This is a genomic window from Pseudomonas sp. LABIM340, assembly GCF_040017195.2.
Classification (GTDB): domain Bacteria; phylum Pseudomonadota; class Gammaproteobacteria; order Pseudomonadales; family Pseudomonadaceae; genus Pseudomonas.
Window position 1 is genome coordinate 3,036,292 of the sequence record NZ_CM200227.1, and the last position, 26,302, is coordinate 3,062,593.

General features: G+C 67.1%; 11 protein-coding genes and 1 pseudogene. 5 read left to right on the forward strand and 7 right to left on the reverse strand.

The features are described from left to right. Window positions 1-9: 9 nt before the first annotated feature. The 7 genes from ABKS89_RS14160 to ABKS89_RS14190 form a co-directional block, all read right to left on the reverse strand. On the reverse strand, window positions 10-951 hold the full coding sequence (locus ABKS89_RS14160) for an aldo/keto reductase (RefSeq protein WP_348588972.1): 942 nt from the start codon (window positions 949-951) through the stop codon (window positions 10-12). A gap of 10 nt (window positions 952-961) precedes the next feature. Continuing rightward, window positions 962-2,578, reverse strand: coding sequence for a gamma-glutamyltransferase family protein (locus tag ABKS89_RS14165; RefSeq protein WP_348588971.1), 1,617 nt, complete (start codon window positions 2,576-2,578; stop codon window positions 962-964). Window positions 2,579-2,596: 18 nt separating this feature from the next. Continuing rightward, entirely contained in the window at window positions 2,597-3,691 is a 1,095-nt protein-coding gene (locus ABKS89_RS14170; protein ID WP_192223659.1) for a polyamine ABC transporter substrate-binding protein, read from the reverse strand. 15 nt (window positions 3,692-3,706) lie between these two features. Continuing rightward, window positions 3,707-4,486 carry an amino acid ABC transporter ATP-binding protein gene (locus ABKS89_RS14175; protein ID WP_138216802.1) on the reverse strand — a complete coding sequence of 260 codons (780 nt, stop codon included), beginning with the start codon at window positions 4,484-4,486 and terminating at the stop codon, window positions 3,707-3,709. A 1-nt stretch (window position 4,487) separates the two neighbouring features. Then, window positions 4,488-5,255 (reverse strand): amino acid ABC transporter permease, encoded by a 768-nt coding sequence (locus ABKS89_RS14180; protein ID WP_138216801.1) that lies wholly within the window; start codon window positions 5,253-5,255, stop codon window positions 4,488-4,490. Window positions 5,256-5,266: 11 nt separating this feature from the next. Continuing rightward, window positions 5,267-6,073, reverse strand: coding sequence for an ABC transporter substrate-binding protein (locus ABKS89_RS14185; RefSeq protein WP_081518193.1), 807 nt, complete (start codon window positions 6,071-6,073; stop codon window positions 5,267-5,269). A 129-nt stretch (window positions 6,074-6,202) separates the two neighbouring features. Then, the gene (locus tag ABKS89_RS14190; RefSeq protein WP_081518192.1) at window positions 6,203-6,868 is read right to left on the reverse strand and encodes a GntR family transcriptional regulator; all 666 of its coding nucleotides are present in this window, start codon (window positions 6,866-6,868) and stop codon (window positions 6,203-6,205) included. Between the two features lie 672 nt (window positions 6,869-7,540). Here ABKS89_RS14190 and mqo point away from each other — a divergent pair. From mqo to ABKS89_RS14215, 5 genes and pseudogenes are all read left to right on the forward strand, one after another. Next, on the forward strand, window positions 7,541-9,193 hold the full coding sequence (mqo, locus tag ABKS89_RS14195) for a malate dehydrogenase (quinone) (RefSeq protein WP_348588970.1): 1,653 nt from the start codon (window positions 7,541-7,543) through the stop codon (window positions 9,191-9,193). Window positions 9,194-10,008: 815 nt separating this feature from the next. Further along, complete coding sequence (locus ABKS89_RS14200) at window positions 10,009-21,624, forward strand: Ig-like domain-containing protein (protein ID WP_348588969.1); 11,616 nt, start codon at window positions 10,009-10,011, stop codon at window positions 21,622-21,624. Then, window positions 21,567-22,884, forward strand: a pseudogene (locus ABKS89_RS14205) (TolC family protein). Before ABKS89_RS14200 ends, ABKS89_RS14205 begins: the two are co-directional and overlap by 58 nt. Continuing rightward, entirely contained in the window at window positions 22,884-25,043 is a 2,160-nt protein-coding gene (locus ABKS89_RS14210; RefSeq protein WP_348588968.1) for a type I secretion system permease/ATPase, read from the forward strand. The pseudogene ABKS89_RS14205 and the gene ABKS89_RS14210 overlap by 1 nt, the downstream one beginning before the upstream one ends. Beyond that, the gene (locus tag ABKS89_RS14215; RefSeq protein ID WP_348588967.1) at window positions 25,033-26,223 is read left to right on the forward strand and encodes a beta-barrel domain-containing protein; all 1,191 of its coding nucleotides are present in this window, start codon (window positions 25,033-25,035) and stop codon (window positions 26,221-26,223) included. Before ABKS89_RS14210 ends, ABKS89_RS14215 begins: the two co-directional genes overlap by 11 nt. Window positions 26,224-26,302 lie beyond the last annotated feature (79 nt).

Here is a 26,302-nt window from a genome sequence, read left to right on the forward strand (position 1 = left end):
AGCAGCTCGTCAGCCCGCCCGGCCGGCGAGGTCGAGGGTGGCGAGTTGGGTGGCGGAAAGGCTCAGCAGGGTAGCCCGCACCAGACTGGTGAGCTGGCGTTCACTGGTGGCGCTGGCGATGGGAGCGGTGATGCCGGGCTGCTGGCGGAGCCAGGCGACGGCGATTTCGGCCGGCGACGACTGGGTTTCTTCGGCGACCTGGTCCAGCGCTGCGAGAATCTTCAACCCGCGGGCATCGAAGTAACCCTTCAGGTCTTCGCCACGAGCACTGCCAGTGAGGTCGCTGGTGCCACGGTACTTGCCGGTGAGGAAACCCGAGGCGAGGCTGAAGTAGGTCACCACGACGTTGCCGTGCTCGGCAGCGATGGCTGCGGTTTCCGTTTCGTGGCCCGCGCGGTCGTAGAGGTTGTACTGGACTTGCAGCGCGGAGTACGCGGGGAGGCCGGTGTTGCGCGAAGTTGCCTTGGCCGCCTCGAGTTGTTGCCGGCTGAAATTGGACGCACCGATGGCGCGTACCTTTCCAGAGGCGATCAAGTCTTCGTAGGTGCGCAGGGTTTCCTCGTGGGGCGTGCAGTCATCGGGGTAATGGCTGAAGTACAGATCGATGTAGTCGGTGTTCAGGCGCCGCAGGGAGTCTTCGACGCCCTGCAGGATCCAGCGGCGCGACAGCCCGCGCCGCTGTACCGAGAGTTCGGCGCCGACCTTGGTGCACAGCGTCACCTCGGTGCGGCGTCCCGGCTGGCTGGCGAGCCAGCGGCCGATGATGGCCTCCGACTCGCCGCCCTCGTGACCCGGCACCCAGACCGAGTACATATCCGCGGTGTCGATACTGCTCAGCCCCGCGTCGAACGCCGCGTCCAGCAGGCGTCGAGAAATGGCTTCGTCCACCGTCCAGCCGAACACGTTGCCGCCCAGTATCAGTGGCGAAAGGTTGAGGTCACGAGCGTGCATGGCTTTCTCCTCAGCACACGGCGATATGCGAATCCGCACGCGGTTCGGTGCCGCCGCAGAGCACGCCAGTCTGCGGATCGCGGACGATGATCTGCCCACGTCCGTAGTCGGTCAGGTCGCAGGCGATCTCGACGTCGTGGCCGCGACGCGCCAGGCCGAAGGCCAGGTCACGGTTGGCGTGCTGCTCGATGCCGACCTTCATGCCGCCCAGCCATTGCCAGCGCGGGGCATCCAGCGCGGCCTGGGGGTTGAGGCCGAAGTCCACCAGGTTCATCACCATCTGCACGTGGCCCTGGGGCTGCATGTAGCCACCCATGACGCCGAACGGGCCGACGGCCACGCCATCCTTGCTGAGGAAGCCGGGGATGATGGTGTGGAAGGTCTTCTTGCCCGGCGCCAGGGCGTTGGAGTGCGCCGGATCGAGGCTGAACTCCGAGCCACGGTTCTGCAGGCCGATGCCACTGTCTGGCAGCACCACGCCGGAGCCGAATCCGTGGTAGGCGCTCTGGATGAACGAGACCATGTTGCCCTCGCCGTCGGCGGTGGCGATGTACACGGTGCCGCTGGAGTGTGGGTCGCCATGTCTGGGCTCGGCAGCCTGTTCGCCGATCTCGGCGCGACGGCGCGCGGCGTAGTCGTCGGACAGCAGCGCGGCGGTGCTGACGCGCATGTGCTCGGCGTCGGTGATGTAGTGCAGGCCGTCGGCATAGGCCTTCTTCATCGCTTCGAGCTGGCGGTGCCAGGTGAGCTGACTGTCGCGCTGGTCGAAGTCGTAGCCCTGGAGGATGTTGAGGGTCATCAGGGCGATCAGGCCCTGGCCGGCCGGCGGGATTTCCCAGACGTCATAGCCGCGGTAGTTGGTCTTGATCGGCTCGACCCACTTGGGCTTGTAGCCGGCCAGGTCAGCGGCGCTCAGCTCGCCACCGGTGGCCGCGGAGTGGGCGGCCAGGCGCTCGGCGATGGCGCCACGGTAGAAGCTTTCGCACTTAGTCTCGGCCAGCTCGGCGAGGGTTTTCGCCTGGGCCGGGTTGCGGAACAACTGGCCGGCGCGCGGCGCTTCGCCGTTGATGGTGAAAGTGTCGAACCATGGTTCCAGTGCCGGAACGGCGGCTCGGCTTTGCTGGTATTCGCGGCGGGCGGTTTCCCACTGGTGGGCGACCACCGGAGATACCGGGAAACCGTCGCGGGCCAGCGCGATGGCGGGCTGCAGCAGGTCGGCGAAAGGCAGCTTGCCGAAGCGCGCGGACAGTTCCGCCCAGGCCGAGGGAATGCCCGGTACGGTGACCGGCAGCCAGCCGTGTACGGGCATCTTGTCGAAGCCTGCGGCCTTGACCTTGTCGATGGAGAGGGAGGCGGGCGCGTGGCCGCTGGCGTCCAGGCCGTGCAGCTGGTCCTTGATCCAGACCAGGGCGAAGGCGTCGCCGCCGATGGCGCAGCCGGTGGGTTCGACCACGGTCAGCGCGGCGGCGGTGGCGATGGCAGCGTCGATGGCGTTGCCGCCGGCACGCAGCATGGCGATGCCGGCCTCGGCAGCCAGGGGCTGCGAGGCGGCGACCATGCCGTTGCGGGCGAACACGCTCTGGCGCTGGGAGGCGTAGGGATACTCGTGAGCGGAAAACTTAAGCATGGCAGGGCTCTTCGAAGGTCATTGGCCAGTCTTGATTCGGGTCCATTCGCGGGTGATCACGCGCTGGATTTTCGGCGGCAGGTCGGCGGAGACGTAGAGCTTCTCGATCACCGCGTCGCTGGGGTAGATGCCGGGGTTGTCACGCACTTTCGGGTCGAGCAGCGCGGTCGCTCCGGTATTGGGGTTGGCGTAGCCGACGTAGTCGCTGACCGGGGCGATCACTTCCGGGCGCAGCAGGTAGTTCACCAGTTCGTGGGCGCCCTTGGGGTTCTTCGAGTCACGCGGGATGGCGAGCATGTCGAACCACAGGTTGGCGCCTTCCTTGGGGATCACGTAGCGCACGTCGATCTTCTTGCCGGCTTCCTGGGCGCGGGTCTGCGCCTGCATCACGTCGCCCGAGTAGCCCACCGCCACGCAGATGTCGCCGTTGGCGAGGTCGGTGGTGTACTTGGAGGAGTTGAAGTAGGTGATCGACGGGGCGAGCTTCTGCAGCAGGGCGGAGGCCTTGGTGTAGTCGTCCGGGTTGGTGCTGTTCGGGTTCAGACCGAGGTAGTGCAGCGCCTGCGGGATGATCTTCACTGGCGCGTCGAGGAAGGCGACGCCGCAGCCGTGCAGCTTGGCCAGGTTCTCCGGCTTGAAGATCAGGTCCCAGGAGTCCAGCGGGGCGCTGTCGCCCAGGGCGGCCTTGACCTTGTCGTAGTTGTAGCCAATGCCGACGGTGCCCCACATGTAGGGCACGGCGTACTGGTTGCCCGGGTCGGCGGCTTCCAGGCGCTTCATCAGACGCGGGTCGAGGTTCTTCCAGTTGGGCAGCTGCGAGCGATCGAGCTTCTGGTAGACGCCGGCGTTGATCTGCTTGGTGAGGAACTGGCTGGACGGCACCACCAGGTCGTAGCCCGAGTGGCCGGAGAGCAGCTTGGCTTCGAGCATCTCGTTGGTGTCGAAGACGTCGTACTGGACCTTGACGCCGGTGTCCTTCTCGAAGTTCTTCAGGGTGTCCGGGCCCATGTAGTCGGACCAGTTGTAGAAGCGCACCAGCTTGTCGTCGGCCTGCGCGGCGGTGGCGCAGGCGAGGAGGGTCAGAGTACTGGCGAAGAGAACGCGTTTACGCATGACTTGTCCTTATCGTTAGAGAACGCGGCTTAAGAATTCCCGCGTGCGCGGGTGGTGCGGATTGCCGAAGACCTGCGCGGGCGGGCCTTCCTCGATGAGTTCACCCTGGTGCAGCACCACCACGCGGTCGGCCACTTCGCGGGCGAAGCCCATCTCGTGGGTGACGACCACCATGGTCATGCCTTCGTCGGCCAGCTCCTTCATCACCTGCAGGACCTCGCCGACGGTTTCCGGGTCGAGGGCGCTGGTGGGTTCGTCGAAGAGCATGGCCTGGGGTTTCATCGCCAGGGCGCGGGCGATGGCCACGCGCTGTTGCTGGCCGCCGGAGAGCTGGCCGGGGTAGTGCTCGGCCTTGTCTGACAGGCGCACCCGCGCCAGAAGCCGGCGGGCCTGGTCCAGCGCTTCGCCTTTGGGTACGCCGAGCACCTGGGTCGGCGCTTCGATGATGTTCTCCAGCACGGTCATGTGCGGGAACAGGTTGAAGCGCTGGAACACCATGCCGATGTCGCGGCGACGGCGGGCGATGTTGCTTTCCGAGTCGCGCACCAGCTTGCCGTCCGGGCGTTCGCGGTAGCCCATCAGCTCGCCGTTGACGCGGATGCTGCCGCCCTGGATGTCTTCCAGGTGGTTCATGCAGCGGATGAAGGTGGTCTTGCCCGAGCCCGAGGCGCCGATCAGCACCACTACTTCGCCACGGCGCACCTCCAGGGACACGCCCTTGAGGATCTCCAGCTCGCCGAAGGCCTTGTGTACGTCGCGGGCCTGGATCACCACGTCTTTCATGTCCGGGATCATCTCAACGCCCCCTCAGCAGTTTCATCGCCTGCCGGCCGAACATTCGGTTCGGTGCGGCGGGCTGGCCGTCGGATTTGCCGAAGCGCACTTCCAGCCAGCGCTGGAAGAACCCCCACAGGGTGGTCAGGGCGAGGAAGTAGATCGCCACGACCAGGTACAGCTCGAACACGCGGAAGGTCGCCGAAGTGACCATCTGGGTGCTCAGCAGCAGTTCCTGCACGCCGATCACGCTGACCAGCGTGGTGTTCTTCAGCATCACGTTGAACTCGTTGCCCAGCGGCGGAACGATCACCCGGAAGGCCTGCGGCAGCACGATGCGGCGCATCAGCTTGGGGAAGGTCATCCCCAGGGATTTGCCGGCCTCGTACTGGCCCTTGTCCACCGCGCCGATGCCGGCGCGGATGATCTCGGCCATGTACGCGCCTTCGTTGAGCCCCAGGGCGATGATCGCTGCCTGGATGTTGCCCGGCAGGATGAACAGCCCCAGGTCCAGGTCCTCGAAGCGGAAGATCCCGCCGGCGGCCAGCGCGGTGTAGAGGAAGACGATCTGCACCAGCAGCGGCGTGCCGCGCATCAGCCACACGTAGAAGCGCACCGGGTATTGCAGCAGCGGGTTGGTCGACAGGCGCATCAGCGCTGCCAGCAGCCCGAGCACGCAGCCCAGGACCATCGCGCTGACGGCGATCACGCAGGTCAGCCAGAGGCCATAGAGGTAGATGTCGCTCGGCCGCAGCAGGTATTGCCAGAACACGTCCCAACTGAAGTTCATGTCTCGTTACCTCAGTCCAGTTTGTCGCCTTCGATGTGCCACTTGGCCAGCAGCGCGGCGTAGCTGCCGTCGGCCTGCATGTCCTTGATGATCTGCGTGACGGCCTCGCTGAGCTGCTTGTCGTCCTTGCGGATGCCCAGGCCGGTGAGGATGCGGGCGAAGGCCGGTACGCCGATTTCGAACAGGTCCGGCGCCATGCTCTGGTAGTAGCCGGCGGTTTCCACGGTGGTGCCGTAGGCGTCGGTCTGGCGGATGCGCAGGGACTGGAAGGCGTCGGTGTCGGTGTTGTAGACCACTACCTTCATCGGCGGCTTGCCGGCCTTGGCCAGCTTCTCGTTGTGGGCGTCGAGCAGGGTGCGGATGGTCGAACCGTTGAGCACCGCGACCTTCTTGCCGGAGAGATCGTCCAGCGTGCGGATGCCCTCGGGGTTGCCCTTGGCGACCACCACGGCCTGGCTGGAGTACATGTAGTTGACCATGTCGATCACTTCGCGCCGTTCGGGCTTGTCGAACAGCTGATCCACCAGCATGTCGCACTGGCCGGCCAGTAGCGCCGGGATCAGCCCGGAGAAGGGCGTGATGCGCCAGTCGATCTTCTTGTCGCCCAGACGCTTGGCAATGGCTTCACCCAGGTCGATGGTGACCCCGGTGAGCTTCTGGTTCGAGTCATAGAAGCCCATGGGCGGGGAGTCCATGCCGCCGCAGAAGGTCACCTTGCTGGCGTTCTGCAAGCGGTCGGGAATCTTCACATCGGCGTGCGCCAGCGGGGCGGCCAGGCAAAGGGCGAGAAGGCACTGCGGGATCCTGCGTTCGAACATGTTGAGCTCCGGGGTGGGGTTGCCAGGGGCAGTTCAGGGACACAGAAGTACGGGTCTAGGCGCCCGTTGCTTCGATTCGCTTCTTCGTGGATTGCATTGGGGTGGATGGCGCGTGGGTGGCACGCGCTTTCAGGTGGCTTGTGCCTCCAGAAACTTCGCCAGCGAGGGAATCGTCCCCTCGATGTGGTCGCAGATGACCCGCTCGGCTTCGCGGGCATCGCCCGAGCGCAGGGCATCGAGGATCACCGTGTGTTCCTCGCGGGCGCTCATGGGTTTGTCGACGTGCTGCAGCCACAGGCGCATGTGCGGCTCGATCACCGAATACAGCGCGGTGATCTGGCGCAGCAGGCGCGGGCGCCCGGCGAGGCTGCAGAGGTATTCGTGGAAGGCGCGGTGGCGGCTGACCCACTCGGCGCTGTCGTCGCGGTAGTCGTCCATCTCGTCGAGCATGCGCTCCAGGCGCGAGAGGTCGCGGTCGGTCAGTTGCGGCACGGCGATGCGGATGGCCAGGCCTTCCAGGGCGCTGCGCATCTCGAAGACTTCGCGCATCTCCTCGATGTTCAGGCCACTGACGATGGCCCCGCGATTGGGCCGCAGGGTCACCAGGCCCTCGGCGTCCAGGCGCTTGAAGGCGCCGCGCACGGGCATCCGGCTCATGCCTATCTCGCTGGCGATGTCTTCGGCCACCAGGCGGTCACCGGTCTTGTAGCGACCGGTGCAGATGGCCTGGAGCAGGTAGTCGTAGGCCTCGTCTTCGGCGCTCATCGGTGGGCGGGCAGCGGGTACCAGGCGCATGGGGTGTTTCCTCGTGGATTTTTGGATCCAATTATCCATGCATGCAATAAAGCAGTTGCCGTGCCAATGATGGCGGAATGATCGGAATGAGGCGGGGTAGAGCGGTGGGATTGGGATTGCGGTGCAGGAAGTGAGGGGCGGGAAGAGGGCGGAACGGTAACGGATGGGCGATTCGTGCGCGTTCTCGGTGCGTTTCGGTAACGCTGTGGTGCATTGGGTGTAGGAGCGGGCCATGCCCGCGACCGATCCCTCACCATGCCGGCAAGCGGGCGCGGGGCAGATGCCCGCTTGCCGGCCGGATCGCGGGCATGGCCCGCTCCTACAATGGTTTGTAACAATCGGAAGGGGCTGACTGGCAGATCAGCCGGCCGATAGTTGACTGCAAAGGTTGGTGATGCAGTTCGCTTTCTATAGAATGCGCAAACGTTTCAGCAGACCATGCATCCCTCCCACAACAAGAGCCAAAGCCGAAGGCTTTGCGTGTCTCTCTGCGCAGGACGTCCCTCATTCCATCAAGCAGGCCCCAGAGCCGGCGGAGGAGGGAACTGAGTCCCGACTCATCCTCGTCATCTGTCGCCTTGCCCATCGTTCGCGCTCCATGCGCGGGGCACGGCCTTCACGCTGTATGACGCCGGTGGGGAAGGCCAAGCCCTAACGACGAGAAACCTTTCGATGATCAAGAAAGTTAGCGGGGCGCTGCTGGGCCTCGCTCTGGCAGTGAATTGCGCGCCCGCGTTCGCGGAAACCAAGAAAGTCGATGTGCTGCTGATCGGCGGCGGCATCATGAGCACCACCCTGGGCGTCTGGCTCAATGAGCTGGAACCGGGCTGGAGCATGGAGATGGTCGAGCGCCTGGACGGCGTCGCCCAGGAAAGCTCCAACGGCTGGAACAACGCCGGCACCGGCCACTCCGCCCTGGCCGAGCTGAACTACACCCCCGAGGATAAGGACGGCAACGTCACCATCGCCAAGGCGGTGGAGATCAACGAGTCGTTCCAGATCTCCCGTCAGTTCTGGGCCTGGCAGGTGCAGAACGGCGTGCTGAAGAACCCGCGCTCGTTCATCAACACCACCCCGCACATGAGCTTCGTCTGGGGCGACGACAACATCGCCTTCCTCAAGAAACGCTACGAGGCGCTGCAGGCCAGCCCGCTGTTCCGCGGCATGCAATACTCCGAGGACCCGGCGCAGATCGCCAAGTGGGTCCCGCTGATGATGCAGGGCCGCGACCCGTCGCAGAAGATCGCCGCCACCTGGACGCCGATCGGCACCGACGTGAACTTCGGCGAGATCACCCGCCAGTTCGCCGGCTACCTGCAGAGCAAGCCGAACTTCAGCCTGAAGCTCTCCAGCGAAGTCGAGGACATCACCCGCAACGCCGATGGCACCTGGCGCGTCGGCTACAAGAACCTCAAGGACGGCAGCGTCACCGAGACCGACGCGAAGTTCGTCTTCATCGGTGCCGGTGGCGGCGCCCTGCGCCTGCTGCAGAAGTCCGGCATCGAGGAAGCCAAGGATTACGCCGGCTTCCCGGTGGGCGGCTCGTTCCTGGTCACCGAGAACCCGACCATCGCCCAGCAGCACCTGGCCAAGGCCTACGGCAAGGCGTCGGTCGGCGCTCCGCCGATGTCGGTGCCGCACCTGGACACCCGCGTGCTGGACGGTAAGCGCGTGATCCTCTTCGGGCCATTCGCCACCTTCTCCACCAAGTTCCTCAAGGAAGGCTCGTACCTCGACCTGCTGGGCAGCACCAACGTCCACAACGTCTGGCCGATGACCCGCGTGGGCATCGACGAGTACCCGCTGGTGGAATACCTCGCCGGCCAGCTGATGCTCTCCGACGACGACCGCCTCGCGGCGCTGCGCGAGTACTTCCCCGAGGCCAAGGCCGAGGACTGGCGCCTCTGGCAGGCCGGCCAGCGCGTGCAGATCATCAAGCGTGACGCGGACAAGGGCGGCGTGCTGAAGCTCGGCACCGAGATCGTCTCCTCCGCCGATGGCAGCATTGCCGGCCTGCTGGGTGCATCGCCGGGCGCTTCCACCGCCGCACCGATCATGCTCAGCGTGCTGGAGAAGGTGTTCAAGGACAAACTCGCCACCCCTGAATGGCAGGCCAAGGTCCACCAGATCGTCCCGAGCTACGGCACCAGACTCAACGACAGCCCGGAGAAGACGTTCGAGGAGTGGAGCTACACCGCCAAAGTCCTGCAACTGGACCCGCCGCCGGCCATCGACCCGGCCCCGGCCCCGGCCCCGGCCCCGGCCGCCCAGCCGAGCGACGCCGCCCCGGCGCCGGAAAAGGCCTCCAGCGATATGGCGCTGTAAGTTGCCGCGCTGAGTAAGCGAGTTCCGAAGGCCGGACTTCCCGTTCGGTCTTCGGACACTCTGCTATATATCCCCGGCGGTCTAACTGCCCCGGCTTTAGTTGGGCGGCCGTCGCGCGATATCTGCTGGCGGATGCCATACGTTATTCCGCCGTTGACCGCTTCTATTGCGGACGCTGATTCCAACTCTGGAATATCAGGACCTATCCGAGCCTTCAATTAAGCGCGGTTCTACAGGTCTCGCCTGAAGTTGATCCAGCGCTATTCAACAGGCGGAACTGGCTGTCGTTTCCCGCTGGGGATAGGCCTTTTACATTCATTTTTGCATGTCTGCGGGTCTATTCTGCCGCTTCGCTCTGCCTCGGGCATCCTGGCCTTGTCGTGTGCTGGTTGCGGCCTGTCCGGGCGGACAGGATCGAGTCGAATCAGGCTATCCGACGAACGGCTTTTCTGTAATCCAGGGATTACAGGGATGTCAGCCATTGGCGACACTCGAACAAGCGACTGAATATTGTCAGATGCCTGCCTTGGCATGCGGTTCAAGTTATCGATGCACCCGGTTCGTGCGAAATAGCAGAGCGCACGGCGCCTGCGGCAAATGTCAAATAATTGTCAAAAAGCGCAGCGGTAGTTGATGGCGATCCTATCTTCCATTGATCAATAAAATCTGAACTTACTGCCCGGTGCATAGGTTACTACCTTTCAATTAAACCCTTCGTCCAAGAGCCTTTCGGAACGCTTCCGGCGCCCTGCACAGAAGCTGCTATCTCTTTCTGGCCATAAACAAAAACATTATTCCGGGCAGAGGAAGTCAGCATGGCGATCCAGGCGAAGGTCGTGGCGTCTCAGGTGCAGGTGGCCACCGCCACGCAGCAGACGGTCGAAGGGAGCATCGTTCTCCAGCAGGCCAGCAACGTGGCCCTGGACGTCACTGCCGACGCAGTCGCCAGCTACCAGCAGGTCGGCGCCGACCTCGTGGTGCAGCTCAAGGATGGCGAGACCATCCGCATCGCCAACTTCTTTGCCGAAGGCCAGCCGCCCAGCCAGCTCTACCTGGTGGACGAGAAGGGCGACCTGGTGGTGACCGAGCTGGATCAGGTCGCCGCTGATGGCACGCTGATGCCTACCTATGCGGCCGAACCCATCGATGCCGGCTTCGAGTCGCTGACCACTGCCGAGGCTGGTGCAGCTGCGGGTGCCGCGGGTGGTATCGCCGGAATCGGCGTCCCCGCGACCATCCTTGCCGGCGCAGCGGTGATCGCTGGCGGCGCCGCCATCGCCAGCAGTGGTGGTGGCGGCGGAGGCGGTGGTGGCAGCAGCAACCCGCCAACGACGCCGGCACCGGCAACCGATGTCACGGTCAGCCCTGACGGCAGCGTGATTACTGGCCGCGCCACACCGGGCACGACCGTCGAGGTGGACGTCAATGGTGACGGCCTGCCCGACTACAGCGCACCGGTGGACGGCAACGGCAACTTCCAGGTGCCGGTCAGCCCACCGCTGAGCAATGGCGAGAATGTCACCGTGGTGGTGCGTGGTCCCAATGGCGGCAGCGCCAGTACCGGCACTACCGTCAGCGCACCGGACACTACGGCGCCGGGTGCCGCGACAGGTGTGACGGTATCCGAGGATGGCAGCAAGGTCAGCGGCAGCGCCGAGCCCGGCTCCACGGTGAAGGTCGACACCAACGGCGACGGCATCCCCGACGCCACCGGGGCTGCCGGCTCCGACGGGCATTTCGAGATCACCTTGCCCACGCCGGTGAACAACGGCCAGGGCGTGTCGGTCACAGTAACCGACCCGGCCGGCAATACCAGCCCGCCGACCGTGGTGAACGGGCCCGACACGACGCCGCCGGAGCCGGCCCATGACCTGTCGATCAGCGCCGACGGCAGGGGCCTTGCCGGGATCGCCGAGCCCGGCAGCTCGTTGTCTATCGATTTGAACAATGACGGCGTCCCCGACCTCACCGTGCAGGCAGGGCCCGACGGCCGCTTCAGTTTCAATCTGGAGTCGCCGCTGCCAGCCGGGCAGATCGTTTCGATCATCGTCCGCGACGCAGCCGGCAACGCCAGCCCGATTGCCACCATCCACGCGCCGGGCGGGAGCGTGCCCGCACCGGTGATCGACCCGAGCAACGGCCACCTCATCCAGGGCACCGCGACGGTCGGCACCCAGGTCTACCTGACCAACGCCCAGGGCACCCTGATCGGTGTGGCGCTGGTGGGCGGCGATGGCCACTGGAGCTTCACCCCGATCACTCCGTTGGCCGATGGCACCGTGGTCAATGCGGTTGCACGTGGGCCGCAGGGGGAAAGTGGGTCCGCCAGCGTCACGGTGGACGGCATAGCGCCCGGTACGCCCGTCATCACCTCGGGCAATGCCGGAGGGCTGGACGGAACGGCGGAGGCCGGTGCAACGGTCGTGCTCACCACCGGTAACGGAACCCCGCTGGCGACCGTCGTTGCTGATGAGACTGGGCACTGGAGCTACCATCCCGGTTCGCCCTTGCCCAACGGCACCCAGGTCACCGTCGTCGCCAAGGACGCCGCCGGGAACCTCAGCGGCCCGGCGCAGACCACCCTGGATACCCAGCCGCCAGCGGCGCCTACGGTCAACCCGAGCAATGGCGGGCTGTTCAGCGGTATCGCCGAAGCCAACAGCACGGTGCTGCTTAGCAATGCCGACGGCCAGGTGATCGGCCAGGTCCAGGCCGACGGCAACGGCCACTGGCAGTTCATCTTCAACCCACCGCTGGCCAATGGCTCGGCAGTATCGGTGGCGGCCACGGACGCCGCCGGCAACACCGGGGCAGCGGCCAGCGTCACGGTGGATTCCAGCACTCCCTCGGCGCCCACCGTCGACCCGAGCAACGGCTCGAGCATCAGCGGTCTGGCGGATGCCGGGGACCGTGTGGATATCCGCGACGCCAACGGCAACCCGATCGCGACCGTGACTGCCGATGGCGACGGTCACTGGAGCTACATCCCCGGCGCGCAGTTCCCCGATGGTACCCAGTTGCAGGTTGTTGCGGTGGACCCGCAGAGCGGCCAGCAGAGCCAGGCGATCAGCCTGGTCGTCGATGGGGTGGCGCCAGATGCGCCCCAGGTCGACGTCAGCAATGGCACGCAACTCAGCGGCATCGCCGAGCCCGGCAGCCTGGTGACCCTCGTCGACAACCAGGGCAACCCCATTGGCCAGGTCCGCGCCGATGGTATAAGCGGCGCATGGTCCTTCACTCCCGGTGCCTCGCTGCCCGACGGAGCGGTGGTAGTGGTCCGGGCCATCGACGCCGCCGGTAACCCCAGCCCGCCCACCAGTGTCGTGGTGGACGCCGTCGCGCCGCCACCGCCGCAGGTCAACGCCAGCAATGGTCTGAGCTTCAGTGGCAGCGCCGAGCAAGGCGCCACCGTGATCATCCTCGATGCCAATGGCAATCCCATCGGCCAGGTCACGGCCGACGCCAGTACCGGGCAGTGGAGCTTCACGCCGCCGTCGGCCTTGCCCAGCGGCACGCAGATTTCCGTGGTTACCCGCGACGCTGCCGGTAACATCGGTCAGCCGACGCCTGTGATCGTGGACCGCCAGGCGCCCGATGCTCCGCAGATCGATGCGAGCAACGGCGACGTGCTGCATGGCATGGCCGAGCCGGGCAGTACGGTGACGCTGACCGATGGCAACGGCAACCCCATCGCCCAGGTGGCGGCCGACCCGGTCACCGGGGACTGGTCGTTCACCCCGGGCACGCCGCTGGGCAACGGCACGCAGGTTCGCGCCACCGCGACGGACGCAGCGGGAAACGTCAGCCAGGTCGGGCAGATCACCGTCGACAATCTGCCGCCCGATGCGCCCTCGGCCGGGCCGAGCAACGGCACGCAGATCAGCGGCACAGCCGAGCCGGGCAGCACCGTGATGATCATGGACGCCTCTGGCCAGCCCCTGGGCGAGGCGGCGGTGGGCCTCAACGGCTTCTGGCTTTTCCGCTTCAGCCAGGCGCTGCCCACTGGTTTCGTACTGCGTCTGGCGGTGCGCGACGCGGCGGGCAACGTTGGCGCGGAAACCACCACGACGGTGGACAGTAACCTGACCACGCCGCCGACACCGGATGCGAGCAACGGCAGTGTCATCAGCGGCACCGCCGAGGCCGGCCAGCAGGTGATAGTGCGCGATGCCAACGGCAACGAGATCGGCCGCACCACCGCCGATGGCGACGGCAACTGGAGCGTCACGCCGGCATCGCCGCTGGCCAACGGCTCCGATTATCAGGTGGTCGCCGTCGACCCGGTCAATGGCCATGAAAGCGTGCCCATTGTCGGTACGGTGGACTCCGTGGCGCCGGCTGCGCCCACCATCAACGGCAGCATGGGCGTAACCCTGACGGGCACGGCGGAGCCGGGCTCCACGGTCACGCTCACCGACGGTAGCGGCAATCCCATCGCTGTGGTCACGGCAGACGGCAACGGCCAGTGGACCTTCACACCCGGTACGGCCTTGCCCGACGGTACGCTGGTCAACGTCACGGCGAGCGACGCGGCCGGCAATGTCAGCCAGCCGGCGAACACCACGGTGGATTCCGTGGCGCCGCCAACCCCGGCGGTCGATCCGAGCAACGGCCAGCTGTTCACCGGCACCGCCGAGGCGAACGCCACGGTGATCATCCGCGACACCGGCGGCAACGTGATCGGCGAGGCCATCGCCGATGGCGGCGGTGTCTGGAGCTTCGCTCCACAGCCGGCGCTGCCCAACGGTACCCAGGTGACGGTGATGGCCCGCGACGCGGCGGGCAACGAAAGCGGCACCGTGGGCGTGACCGTGGACGCACAGCCGCCGGCCGCGCCGGTGGTCACCCCCAGCACCGGCGCCGAACTGAGCGGCACCGCCGAACCCAACGCGCAGGTGGTGGTGATCTCCGCCAATGGCCAGGTGATCGCCGAAGTGCCGGTCGGCTCCGGCGGCACCTGGAGCTACACCCCGGCCTCGCCGCTGCCCGACGGCGCGACCCTGAGCGTCGTCGCCGTGGATTCCTCCGGCAATCGCAGCGAAACCACCACGGTGACCGTCGACAGCACGCCGCCGGCCGACCCGCTGGTAAACCCCGGCAATGGCACACAGATCAGTGGTACTGCCGAGCCGGGCAGCACCGTCACGGTGACCGATGGCAATAACAATCCGGTGGGGCAGACCACCGCCGACGTCCAGGGCAACTGGAGCATCACCCCGGCGTCGCCGCTGCCCGACGGCAGCAGCGTGACCGTGGTCGCTACCGACGCGGCCGGCAATCCCAGCAATGGCACCACGGTGACCATCGACACCAGCGCACCGACGACTCCTGCCGCCGAGCCGAGCAACGGCACCGTGCTCATCGGCACGGGAGAAGAGGGCAGTACCCTGGTGTTCACCGATGGCGCCGGCAATGCGCTGGGGCAGGTCACGGTGGGCGCGGGTGGCAACTGGACCTTCACCCCGGACCAACCCCTGGCCGACGGCACCGTGGTGACCATCGTCGCCCGCGACGCAGCCGGCAACGAGAGCGGCCCGGTGCAGGTGACTGTGGATTCCAGCGCACCCACCACACCGACCCTGGACCCGAGCAATGGCGCGGCACTGGGTGGCACTGGAGAGATTGGCAGCACGGTGATCGTCAGTGTCGCCGGCAGTGAAGTGGCCCGCGTACAGGTCGGCCCGGACGGGCGCTGGAGCTATGTGCCCAGCAGCCCCGTCGACGATGGCACGGCCATCTCGGTGCAGGGTACGGACGCCGTCGGCAACACCACGCCGACCGTCAACGGCACCGTGGACGGCCTCGCCCCCGGCGCGCCCGACATCCTCCCGAGCAACGGCAGCACCTTCACCGGCACGGCCGAGGCGGGCAGCACGGTCATCCTCAGCGGGCCTGACGGCGAGATCGGCCGCGCCCTGGTGGACGCCGAAGGTCGCTGGAGCTTCACGGCCACCACCCCGGTGGGCAATGGCGTGACGGTCAGCGCGGTGGCCCAGGACGCCGCCGGCAACACCAGTGGCGCCGACAGCGTGGTGGTGGATTCCGCCGCGCCTCCTGCGCCGGGCATCAATCCGAGTAATGGCACGCTGATCACCGGGACCTCCGAGATCGCCAGCACCATCACCCTCGTGTACGCCAACAACGTACTGATCGGCCAGGCCACGACCGACCCGGATGGCAACTGGACCTTCACCCCGAATCCGCCGCTGGTCGATGGCACGAAGATCGACGTGATCGCCCAGGACGCCGCCGGCAACGCCAGCTCGGTGGCGAGCATCATCATCGATGCTGTGCCGCCGGCGGCGCCTGTGGTCGCGGCGAGCAACGGCAGTGTGCTCACGGGCACCGCAGAGCCCGGCAGTACCGTGACCATCAGCCGTGGCGGCGTCGAGCTGGGCAGTGCGACCGCCGACCCGGTGACGGGGCAGTGGAGCATCACCCCGACGAGCGCCGTCGGCGACGGGGACGTTCTGCAGGTCGCCGCGCGCGATGCGGCGGGCAACATCAGCCAGCCGACCACAGTCACCATCGACGCTGTGCCCCCGGGCCAGCCCGTCATCAACGCCACCAACGGTGTCATGCTGTCGGGGACCGCAGAGGCCGGCAGCACCGTGCTGCTCAGCGATGGCAGCGGCAATCCGCTGGGAACGGCCGTCGCCGACGCCAACGGCCACTGGAGCCTCACGCCGGCCAGCCCGTTGCCCGACGGCACCACGGTAAACGCCGTGGCCCGTGACGCGGCGGGCAACCAGGGTCAGTCGCAGAGCGTGGTGGTCGACGGCACTCTGCCTGACGCGCCGATCATCAATGCCAGCAACGGCAGTGTGATCTCCGGCACCGCCGTACCCGGCGCGGAGGTCGTGCTGAGCGATGGCAACGGCAACGAGATCACGCGCGTCACTGCGGACCCCATCAGCGGCCAATGGAGCTATGAACCCGGCTTACCCCTGCCCAATGGCACCGAAGTGGTGGCCGTGGCCGTGGTCGAGGGCCGCACCAGCGGCGTCACTGCCATCACCATCGACGCCCTGGAGCCCGATGCACCGACCGTCGTCGCGAGCAACGGCACCGAGCTCAGCGGCACCGCCGAGGCCGGCAGCACGGTGATCCTCACCGACGGCAACGGCAACCCGGTGGGACAGACCGTCGCCGATGGCTCCGGGAACTGGAGCTTCTCTCCCGTTGCGCCGCTGGCCAACGGCACGGTGGTCAATGTCGTCGCGCAGGATGCCGCCGGCAACGTCAGCACGCCCGCCAGCACCACGGTGGATGCGGTGGCACCCATCGCCCCGACCATCAACGCCAGTAATGGCAATGTGGTGACCGGCAGCGCCGAGCCGGGCGCCACGGTGTTCCTCACCGACGGCAACGGCAGCCCCCTCGGCCAGGTCGTCGCCGATGCCACCACCGGGCAGTGGAGTTTCACCCCCAACCCGCCGCTGGTGGGTGGCACCACGGTGAATGCCGTGGCCCAGGACGCCGCCGGCAACACCAGTAGCGTGGTCAACACGGTGGTCGATACCACCGCGCCGACCACGCCGACCATCCTGCCCAGCAATGGCAACGTGCTCAGTGGCACCGGCGAGGCCGGATCGAGCATCGTGCTCACCGATGGCAACGGCAATCCCATTGCCCAGGTCAGCGTCGATGGCAACGGCAAGTGGACCTACACGCCATCGCCGGCACTGCCCAACGGCACTACGGTCAACGCCGTATCGGTGGATGCGGCCGGCAACCAGAGTTCCTCGGTCAGCACCGTGGTGGACACCACCGCACCGGCCGACCCGACCATCAACCTCAGCAACGGCACGCTGCTCACCGGCACCGCCGAAGCCAATGCGCTGGTGCTGCTCACCGACGGCGGCGGCAACGCAATCGGCCAGGTGCGCGCCGACGCCAATGGAGCCTGGAGCCTGGCGGTCAGCCCGGCGCTGGCCAACGGCACCGTGGTAAACGCCCAGGCCAACGACGCCGCCGGCAACACCAGCAACAGCGTCAGCACCACGGTGGACTCGGTTGCACCCGTCGCGCCGACCATCGCGGCGAGCAACGGCACCGAACTGCATGGCACCGCCGAGAACAACGCCACCGTGCTGCTCACCGACGGCAACGGCAACGTAATCGGTCAGACCACCGCCAATGGCAGCGGCAACTGGACCTTCACCCCCGGTACAGCGCTGGCCGATGGCACTGTGGTCAATGCCGTGGCCAGGGATGCCACCGGCAACACCAGCGTCGCGGCCACCACCACGGTGGACAACCTGGCGCCGCCCACCCCGACCATCGACGCCAGCAACGGCGCGCTGCTCACGGGCACTGCCGAGGCCGACGCCACGGTCATCCTCACCGATGGCAACGGCAACCCCATCGCCCAGGTGACGGCCAATGGCTCCGGGGAGTGGTCCTTCGCGCCGGGTGTCGCGCTGCCCGATGGCACCGTGGTCAACGTCGTGGCGCGGGACGCCGCCGGCAACACCAGCGGCTCCGCCAGCACCACGGTGGACGCCGTAGCGCCGGCCGTACCGACCATCGACCCGAGCAATGGCGTGCACATCACCGGCACCGCCACGGCTGGCGTCACCGTGGTGCTCACCGATGACGGCGGCAATCCCATCGGCACCGTCGTCGCCGACGGCGCCGGCAACTGGTCCTTCGACCCGTCCACGCCGTTGGGCAATGGCGTGGAGATCCAGGCGGCCACCCGCGATGCCGTGGGCAACACCAGTGGCTCGGTCAGCACCACGGTCGACAACGTCGCACCGCCGTCGCCGACCATCGAACCCAGCAACGGCACCGAACTGGCCGGTACCGCCGAGGCCAATGCCACCGTTGTCCTGACCGACGGCAACGGCAACCTCATCGGCACCACCCAGGCCAACGGCAGCGGCGACTGGGAGTTCACCCCCAGCCCGGCGCTGGCCAACGGCACTACAGTCACCGCCGTGGCCCAGGACGCCGCCGGCAACACCAGCGGTTCCGCTTCCACCGTGGTCGACAGCCAGGCGCCCGAGCCGCCGGTGATCGACCCCAGCAATGGCACGCTGCTCAGCGGCAGTGCCGAACTGGGCGTCACCGTGGTGCTCAGCGTCGATGGCGTGGAGCTTGCGCGGGTGGCGGTGCAGGGCGATGGCACCTGGTCGTTCCCGGTGCCCTCGGCGCTGGCCAACGGTACGGTCGTGGACGCCGTTACGGTGGATGCCACGGGCAACCTGAGCGCGAGCGTCAGCGTCACCATCGATGCCATCGCGCCGCTGCCGCCGGTGCTGGTGCCCAGCGATGGCGCGGTACTGGCGGGCACCGCCGAGGCCAACGCCACGGTGATCCTGCGTGATGGCGCGGGGAATCTGCTGGCCGAGGTCAAGGCCGACGTCAACGGCAACTGGCAGTACGTCCCGGACACACCCCTGGCCAATGGCCTGGAGGTTTCCGCCAGCGCCCGCGATGCCGCGGGCAACGAAGGCCTGGCGGCAGGCATCGTGATCGACTCCAGCCTGCCGGCGATCCCGGTGATCACACCGAGCAATGGCACGCTCATCAGCGGCACCGCCGAAGCCAACGCGACGATCATCCTGACCACCACCGGCGGCCTGCCCATCGGCCAGGTCAACGCCGATGCCAACGGCAACTGGAGCTTCACTCCTGGCACACCGCTGGCCGACGGCACCGTGATCAACGCGGTGGCCCGCGATGCCAGCAACAACCTCAGTGGCACTGCCGTAGTGGTGGTGGATGCGGTGGCTCCGGGCGTGCCGGTGGTCTCGCCGAGCGGTGGCAGCGTACTCGCCGGCACGGCGGAGGCGGGTGCCACCGTGGTGCTCAGCGTGGCTGGAGCGCCCATCGCACAGGTCGTTGCCGATAGCACTGGTCACTGGACCTACAGCCCCGGTGTGCCCCTGGCCAACGGCGTGCAGGTCAGCGTGGTGGCCAGGGATGCAACGGGCAATACCAGCGTCGCGGCGAGCGTCACCGTGGACAGTGTCGCGCCCAACACGCCGACCATCGCCGCCAGCAATGGCGTGACCTTTACTGGCACCGCCGAAGCCAATTCGACAGTGATCATCAGCGGCGCCAACGGTGCGCTGCTCGGCCAGGTCACGGCCAATGCCAGTGGTATCTGGACCTTCAACCCGACCACGCCGGTGGGCAATGGCGTAGTGGTCAGCGCGGTGGCCAAGGATGCTGCCGGCAACGTCAGCCTGGTCGCCGCAACCACCACGGTGGATGCGCTGCCACCTGCGCTGCCGGTGGTCAATCCGAGCAACGGCGCGCTGCTGGCCGGTACTGCCGAGGCCGGTTCCACGGTGGTGCTCAGCGCGGGCGGCAACGTCATCGGCCAGGTCACCGCCAATGCCCAGGGCCAGTGGAGCTTCGCCCCCGGCGTGGCGCTGGCCAACGGTGTGCAGGTCAGCGTGGTGGCCAAGGATGCAGTGGGCAACACCAGCGTCGCCGCCAACGTCACGGTGGACGCCGTGGCGCCGACCGCGCCGGTGGTCGCACCCAGCAACGGCGCGGTACTCAGCGGTACGGCGGAGATCGGTTCGACGGTGATTCTCAAGGTCGGCGGCGCTGTCATCGCCCAGGTCACCGCCGATGCCACCGGCAACTGGAGCTTCACCCCCGGCAGCCCGCTGGCGAACAACACGCAGGTCAGCGTCACGGCCAAGGACGCCGCCGGCAACACCAGCGTGGCGACCACCATTGGCGTCGATAGCGTGGCGCCGGTCGCACCCAGCGGCCTGAGCGTTTCCGCCAATGGCACGGTGCTCACCGGCATCGCCGAGGCCAACAGCACGGTGAAGGTGATCATCAACGGCGACGCGGCCAATCCGATTACCGTGCAGGCCAACGGTAGCGGCAACTTCACCGTCAACCTCAGCCCGGCGCTGACGGCGGGGCAGTTGCTGACGGTCAACGCGGTGGATGCCGCCGGCAATGCCGGAGCCGCCATCCAGATCCAGGCGCCGGACCTCACGCGGCCGCTGCTGACCATCGCCGAAGCCGCCGACGGCTACATCAACAAGGCCGAGCTGGCCGACGGTATCCAGGTGCGCGTAGGCCTGACGGCCGGCGCCCGCGCCGGTCAAACGCTGACCCTGCGCTACAACGGCCCCGGCGGCTACACCTTCAGCCAGGCCCATGTGCTCACGGCGGCCGAGATCACGGCCGGCGTGGTACTGGTCACCATGCTCCCGGCCGCCGGTGTGGCGGTGATCCCGCAGGGCGCAGCGACCGTCACTGCCGACGTCAACGGCGGGCTGACGGCGACTCCGGCAAGCTTCACCCTCGACACCATCGCGCCGGCCAACCCGGTGCTGTCGCTGGTGGGCAACCTGCTGACCATCGGCGCGGAGCCCAGTAGCACCCTGCTGGTGGATGCCAAGCTGCTCGGGCTGGTGTCGCACACGGAAGTCTCGGCAAGCAACGCCGGGCTCGCTTCGCTGGACCTGCTGAGCGGCCTGGCCACCACCATGAGCTGGGATCAGCTGCTGGACGCCAATGTCACCGTTGGCGCCCGTGATGCGGCGGGCAACGTCGGCAACCTGGTGGGCATCAACCTGGAGAACGTGCTGACCCAGAACACCGTCACCATCGGCAACCTCGGCCTCGCCGTCGGGCTGCTGCCGCCGGTGCTGGGCCTCAGCGGCACGGCCATCGCCGGCGGCAGCCTGGGCGTGGAGATAATCACGCCGCTACTCAACGTCGCGCTGCACCCCATCGTCGACAGTACCGGCCACTTCACCATCAACCTGCTGGCACCGGACCTGCTGGCGCAACTCGGCCTGTCCGTCACCCAACTGCTCAACCTGGGCAGCCAGCTGAGCATCAACCTGATCGCCTATGACGCCGCCGGCCACGCCAGCGCGACATACGGCATTTCCCTGACCGGCGCCGGCCTGAGCCTGGCGCTGGGCGAGATCAGCGTCACCGGTAGCGCCGGCGCGGACGTACTGATGGGCACCAGCGGCACCGAGCACTTCTACGGTAACGCGGGAGCGGACCTGTTCCTCCATGTCGGCACGGGCGACATCGTGCAGGCGGGCGATGGCAACGACACCATCCAGTTGCAGTCGACCACCTTCAAGAGCGTCGACGGCGGCGCCGGCTTCGACACGGTGATCCTCGACAGTGGCATCAACCTCACCTACGGCTCGCTGTTCACCGGGACCCTGACCAACATCGAGCGGATCAGCCTGGGCAAGGGCGACGCCGCGCCCAGCAGCCTGACCCTCACCGCGGCGCAGGTCGATGCGGTGACCGACGCCAACAATGTCCTGCAGATCACCGGCGACACCAACGACACCCTGACCGTGAGGGGCGCAGTGGATACCGGGGCCAACCAGGTCCACAGCGGTGTCAGCTACGACGTCTATTCATTCGGCAACACCACGCTGCTGGTGGAGGAGAACACCGTCCACGTCGTCGTGTCCTGAAGAAGGAAAGACTGCATGACGCAACGCAACGCCTGGTTGTACGGCCTGCTGCTGATCAGCGCGGCAGGCCAGGGGCAGACATTGGAGGAGGCCGTGCGCGCCGGCCTCGCCATCCATCCCGAAGTGCGCGCCGCGGTGGCGGAAGCGGAGCGCGGCAAGACCGATGTGGAGATCAGCAAGGGCGGCTACTACCCGCAGGTGAGCATGTCCGGCGGGCCCAACGAGTTCGACTTCGGCGAGGTGGTCTACGACCTCACCGCGTCCCAGATGCTCTACGACTGGGGCAAGATGAAGAGCAAGGTGGACAGTGCCAAGGCCACCCATCGCCAGCTGGATGAAACCGCGCTGGTGAGCCGCGAGGATGCGGCGCTGGACATCACCGAGACCTACCTCGACGTGCTTGCCGCCCAGGCGCGGATCGAGACGGTGCGCGAGCACATCCAGCGCCTGGGCGACATCCGCGAGATGACCCAGGCGCGTGGCGGCGACGGCTATTCCGACCGCAGCGAACTGGACCGCGCCAACCTCGAACTGTCCCGCGCCCAGGAGCAGTTGGCGCTGGAGAAGGGCGCCCTGCAGGACGCCCGCAACCAGTACGAGGTGCTGGTCGGCAAACCGCCGGCCGACCTCACCGAACCGGAGCCCCTGTCCATGCAACGCTACCTGGTCGGTACCGACGTGAACCGCCTGATCGTCGACAGCCCGCTCTACCGCAAGGCCGCCGAGGACGCCGAAGTGGCAGAGGCCAAGCTGCGCGAGAGCAAGGCCTCGCTGCTGCCGCAGGTGAACCTTGAGGCCTCGTCGCTGCGCCGGGAGATCGGCGGGCACCTGGAGAACGACTCGGTGGTGTCGCTGCGCCTGCGCATGGACACCTTCGAGGGCCTGTCCAACTTCCGCCGGCCCACCGCCGCCCAGCAGCACCTGGAATCCACCCGCTGGACCCGCGACGCCATGCAGCGCGACATCAAGCGCAAGCTGCAGACCCTGTTCGACACCGACGACACCCTGCGCTGGCGGCAGGATTCGCTGGTGCAGCAGGTGCATGAATCGGAGCAGGTCAGTGGTGTCTACCGCGACCAGTTCGAAGTCGGCCGGCGCGACGTGATCGACCTGCTCAACGTGCAGCGCGAGCGCTTCGAGGCCGAGCGTCAACTGGCCAACCTGCGCTTCGAACGCAAGCGCGTGGAGTACCGCGCCGCCGCGCAGATCGGCCTGCTCGGGCCACTGCTGGAAAACCACCTGGCCCCGGGAGCCTCCTGATGAATGCCGAGAATGTTGTACTGCTGGCGGAGCATGAGGCCGAGGCCGATCCGTTGCGCCAAGGGCTCGCGCTGCTCTGTCGGCAGCTGGGCCGGCCGCTGGGCGTCGCCGAACTGGGGGAGGGCATGCCGCTGCACCAGGGCCGACTGCCATTGCGCTTCGTGCCCCGAGCCCTGCGTCGTGCGGACATCGTCGCGCGGGTCGAGCGCCTGGCCCTGGCGAAGATGGACAACTACCTGCTGCCCGCGCTGCTGTTGCTTGAAGACGGCGGCACCCTGGTGCTCTGTGAGCAGGATGAACAGACGGCGAGCGTGCTGGTGCCGCACAGCGATGGCGGTGTCGAGCGGATTGCGCTGGCGGACCTGGAACACCGCTACAGCGGTGTGGCGATCTTTGCCAAGTGCCGCTACCGCGCGGACGGGCGCGTCGGCGACTTCGCCCGGCGCGAGCCGGACCACTGGTTCTTCGGCCCGCTGAAACGGCTCTGGCGTTCCTATTTCGAAGTCGCCATGGCGGCGATGATGGCGAACCTGCTGGCGATTGCTTCGGCGCTCTTCGCCATGCAGGTGTACGACCGAGTGGTGCCCAACGCGGCCATGGATACCTTGTGGATCCTCGCCACCGGCGTGGGTTTGGCCATCGTGCTGGAAGGCGTGATCCGCGGGTTGCGCGGGCACCTGCTGACCACCATGGGCAAGCGCATCGACCTGCAGCTCTCCACGCTGCTGTTCGAACGCGTGCTCAACACCCGGCTGGCGGCCAAGCCCGGTTCGGTGGGCGCCTTCAGTACGCAGGTGCGCGAGTTCGAGGGAGTGCGCGAGTTCTTCACCGCCTCCAGTGCGGCTATGATCAGCGACCTGCCGTTCGTGCTGCTGTTTCTGTTGATCATTGCGCTGATCGGCGGACACCTGGTCTGGGTGCCGGCGGTGGCGGCGTTGCTGATGCTGATACCGGGACTGTTCTGCCAGGGCGTGCTGGCGCGGCTGTCGCGGGAGAACCTGCGCGAAGGCGCGGTGAAGAACGGCATCCTGCTCGAATCCATCGAGAACCTCGAGTCGGTCAAGGCCGCCCGCGCCGAAGGCCGCTGCCTGCACCTCTGGGAAAACCTCACCGCGCAACTGGCCGGCAACGCCATGCGCACCCACACGCTGACCACGGCGCTGTCCTATGGCGCGAGCATCGTCCAGCAGTTGTGCTACGTCGGCGTGGTGGTGTTCGGTGTCTACCGCATCAGCGCGGGTGAGCTGAGCGTCGGCGCGCTGGTGGCCTGTTCCATCCTCGCCGCTCGCGCCGTGGCGCCGCTGTCCCAGGCCGCCGGCATCCTCGGTCGCTGGCAGCACACCAGGGTCGCCATGGAAGGGCTCGACCAGCTGATGAAGGCGCCTATGGAGCGCCCGCAGGACAAGCGTTTCGTGCGCAAGGAACGCCTCGCCGGACACTACCGCCTGGAAGCGTTGAAGCTGACCCACGGCGAGAGCCCGCCGGCGGTGGACATCGCTGCACTGGAGATCCGCCCCGGCGAGCGCATCGCGCTGCTGGGCGGCAACGGTGCCGGCAAGTCGACCCTGCTGCGCCTGCTGGCCGGGCTCTACGACGCGCAGTCCGGGCGCCTGCTGCTGGACGACGTGGCCATCGCGCAGATCGACCCTTCCGACCGTCGCCGCCACATCGGCTACCTGCCGCAGGACGTGGCGCTGTTCTACGGCACCCTGCGCGACAACCTCAACCTGGAGGGCGCGGCGATCAGCGACGACGAGATGTTCGAGGCGCTGGATGGCGTCGGTCTGGGCGATTTCGTCCGCTCGCACCCGCTGGGGCTGGACCTGCCGCTGCTGGGCAACGGCAGCCTTTCCGGCGGTCAGCGCCAGGCCGTGGGGCTGGCCCGTGTGCTGCTGCAGGACCCGCCCGTGGTGTTGCTCGACGAGCCCACCGCGAGCTTCGACCAGAGCACCGAGCTGCATGTCATCGGCTACCTGCAACGCTGGCTGGAAGGCCGCACCCTGGTGATGACCACGCACAAGAAGACCATGCTCGCCGTGGCCACCCGCGCCGTGGTGCTCAGCCAGGGCAAGGTGGTGATGGACGGCGCGCTCGACCAGATCGTCAAGGACCGCACCGTACAGATTCCCGGACAGGAAGGAGCCGTCCATGGCCAGTGAAACCCGCTCCGCCGAACGCCTGCGCCGCGAGCTGCAGGACCCGCTGCTGGCTTCCAGTCACCCGGTGTCGCGGCCGCTGCTCTGGGCGCTGCTGCTGAGCCTGATCGCCGCCGTCGCCTGGGCCGCCTGGGCCGAGCTGGACGAGGTGACCCGAGGCGATGGCCGCGTGGTGCCCTTCAGCCGCATGCAGAAGATCCAGAGCCTGGAAGGCGGCATCCTCGATCGCCTGCTGGTGCAGGAGGGCGAGCTGGTGCAGGTCGGTCAGCCGCTGGTACGCCTGGACCGCACGCACTTCGAGACGTCCTGGCAGGAAGCGGCCAACCAGGCCGAGGTGCTCGGCGCCGCCATCGCCCGGCTGGATGCCGAGGTGATGGGCCAGGACCACATCGTCTTCCCCGCCGGCATGCCCGCCGATGGCCCGGTGGCGCGTTCCGAGCGCGAGCTGTTCAAGTCGCGACGCGACAAGCTGGAGGAGAACACCCGCTCGCTGCAGCAGCAGGTTCGCCTGGCGCAGAGCCAGCTGGCGCTGGTCAAACCGCTGGTGGAGCGCCGTGCAGTGAGCCAGATGGAAGCGCTCAAGCTGAGCCAGGACATCGCCACCCTGAGCGGCAAGCTCACCGAGCTGAAGAATACCTATTTCCAGGATGCCTACACCGAGCGCCAGGAGAAGAAGGCCCAGCTGGCGCAGATCGAGCCCATCGTCCAGCAGCGCAAGGACCAGCTGCGCCGCACGGAAATCCTCTCGCCGGTACGCGGGCGGGTGAACACCGTGCTGATCAGCACCCGCGGCGGCGTGGTGCAGCCGGGCGAGCCGATCATGGAGGTGATTCCGGTGGAGGAACGCCTGCTGGTGGAAGCCAAGGTCAAGCCACGCGACGTGGCCTTTCTGGTGCCGGGCATGCCGGCCAAGGTCAAGATCACCGCCTACGACTACAGCATCTACGGGGATTTGAAGGGTACTTTGGAACAGATCAGCGCCGACACGATCGAAGAAGATACGGTGCACGGCAAGGAGTACTACTACCAGGTGCTGATCAAGACCGACGGCAGCCAGCTGATGCGCAACGGCGAGGTGCTGCCGATCATTCCCGGCATGGTCGCCGAGGTGGACATCCTCAGCGGCAAGCGCAGCGTGCTGAACTACCTGCTGCGGCCGTTGCTCAAGGCGCGGTTGATGTAACCATGGCTGAAAGGTAGCCGTGTAGGGCGGATAACGCCTGGGGCGTTATCCGCCCTGCGTATCTGGCCTGATATTCAAT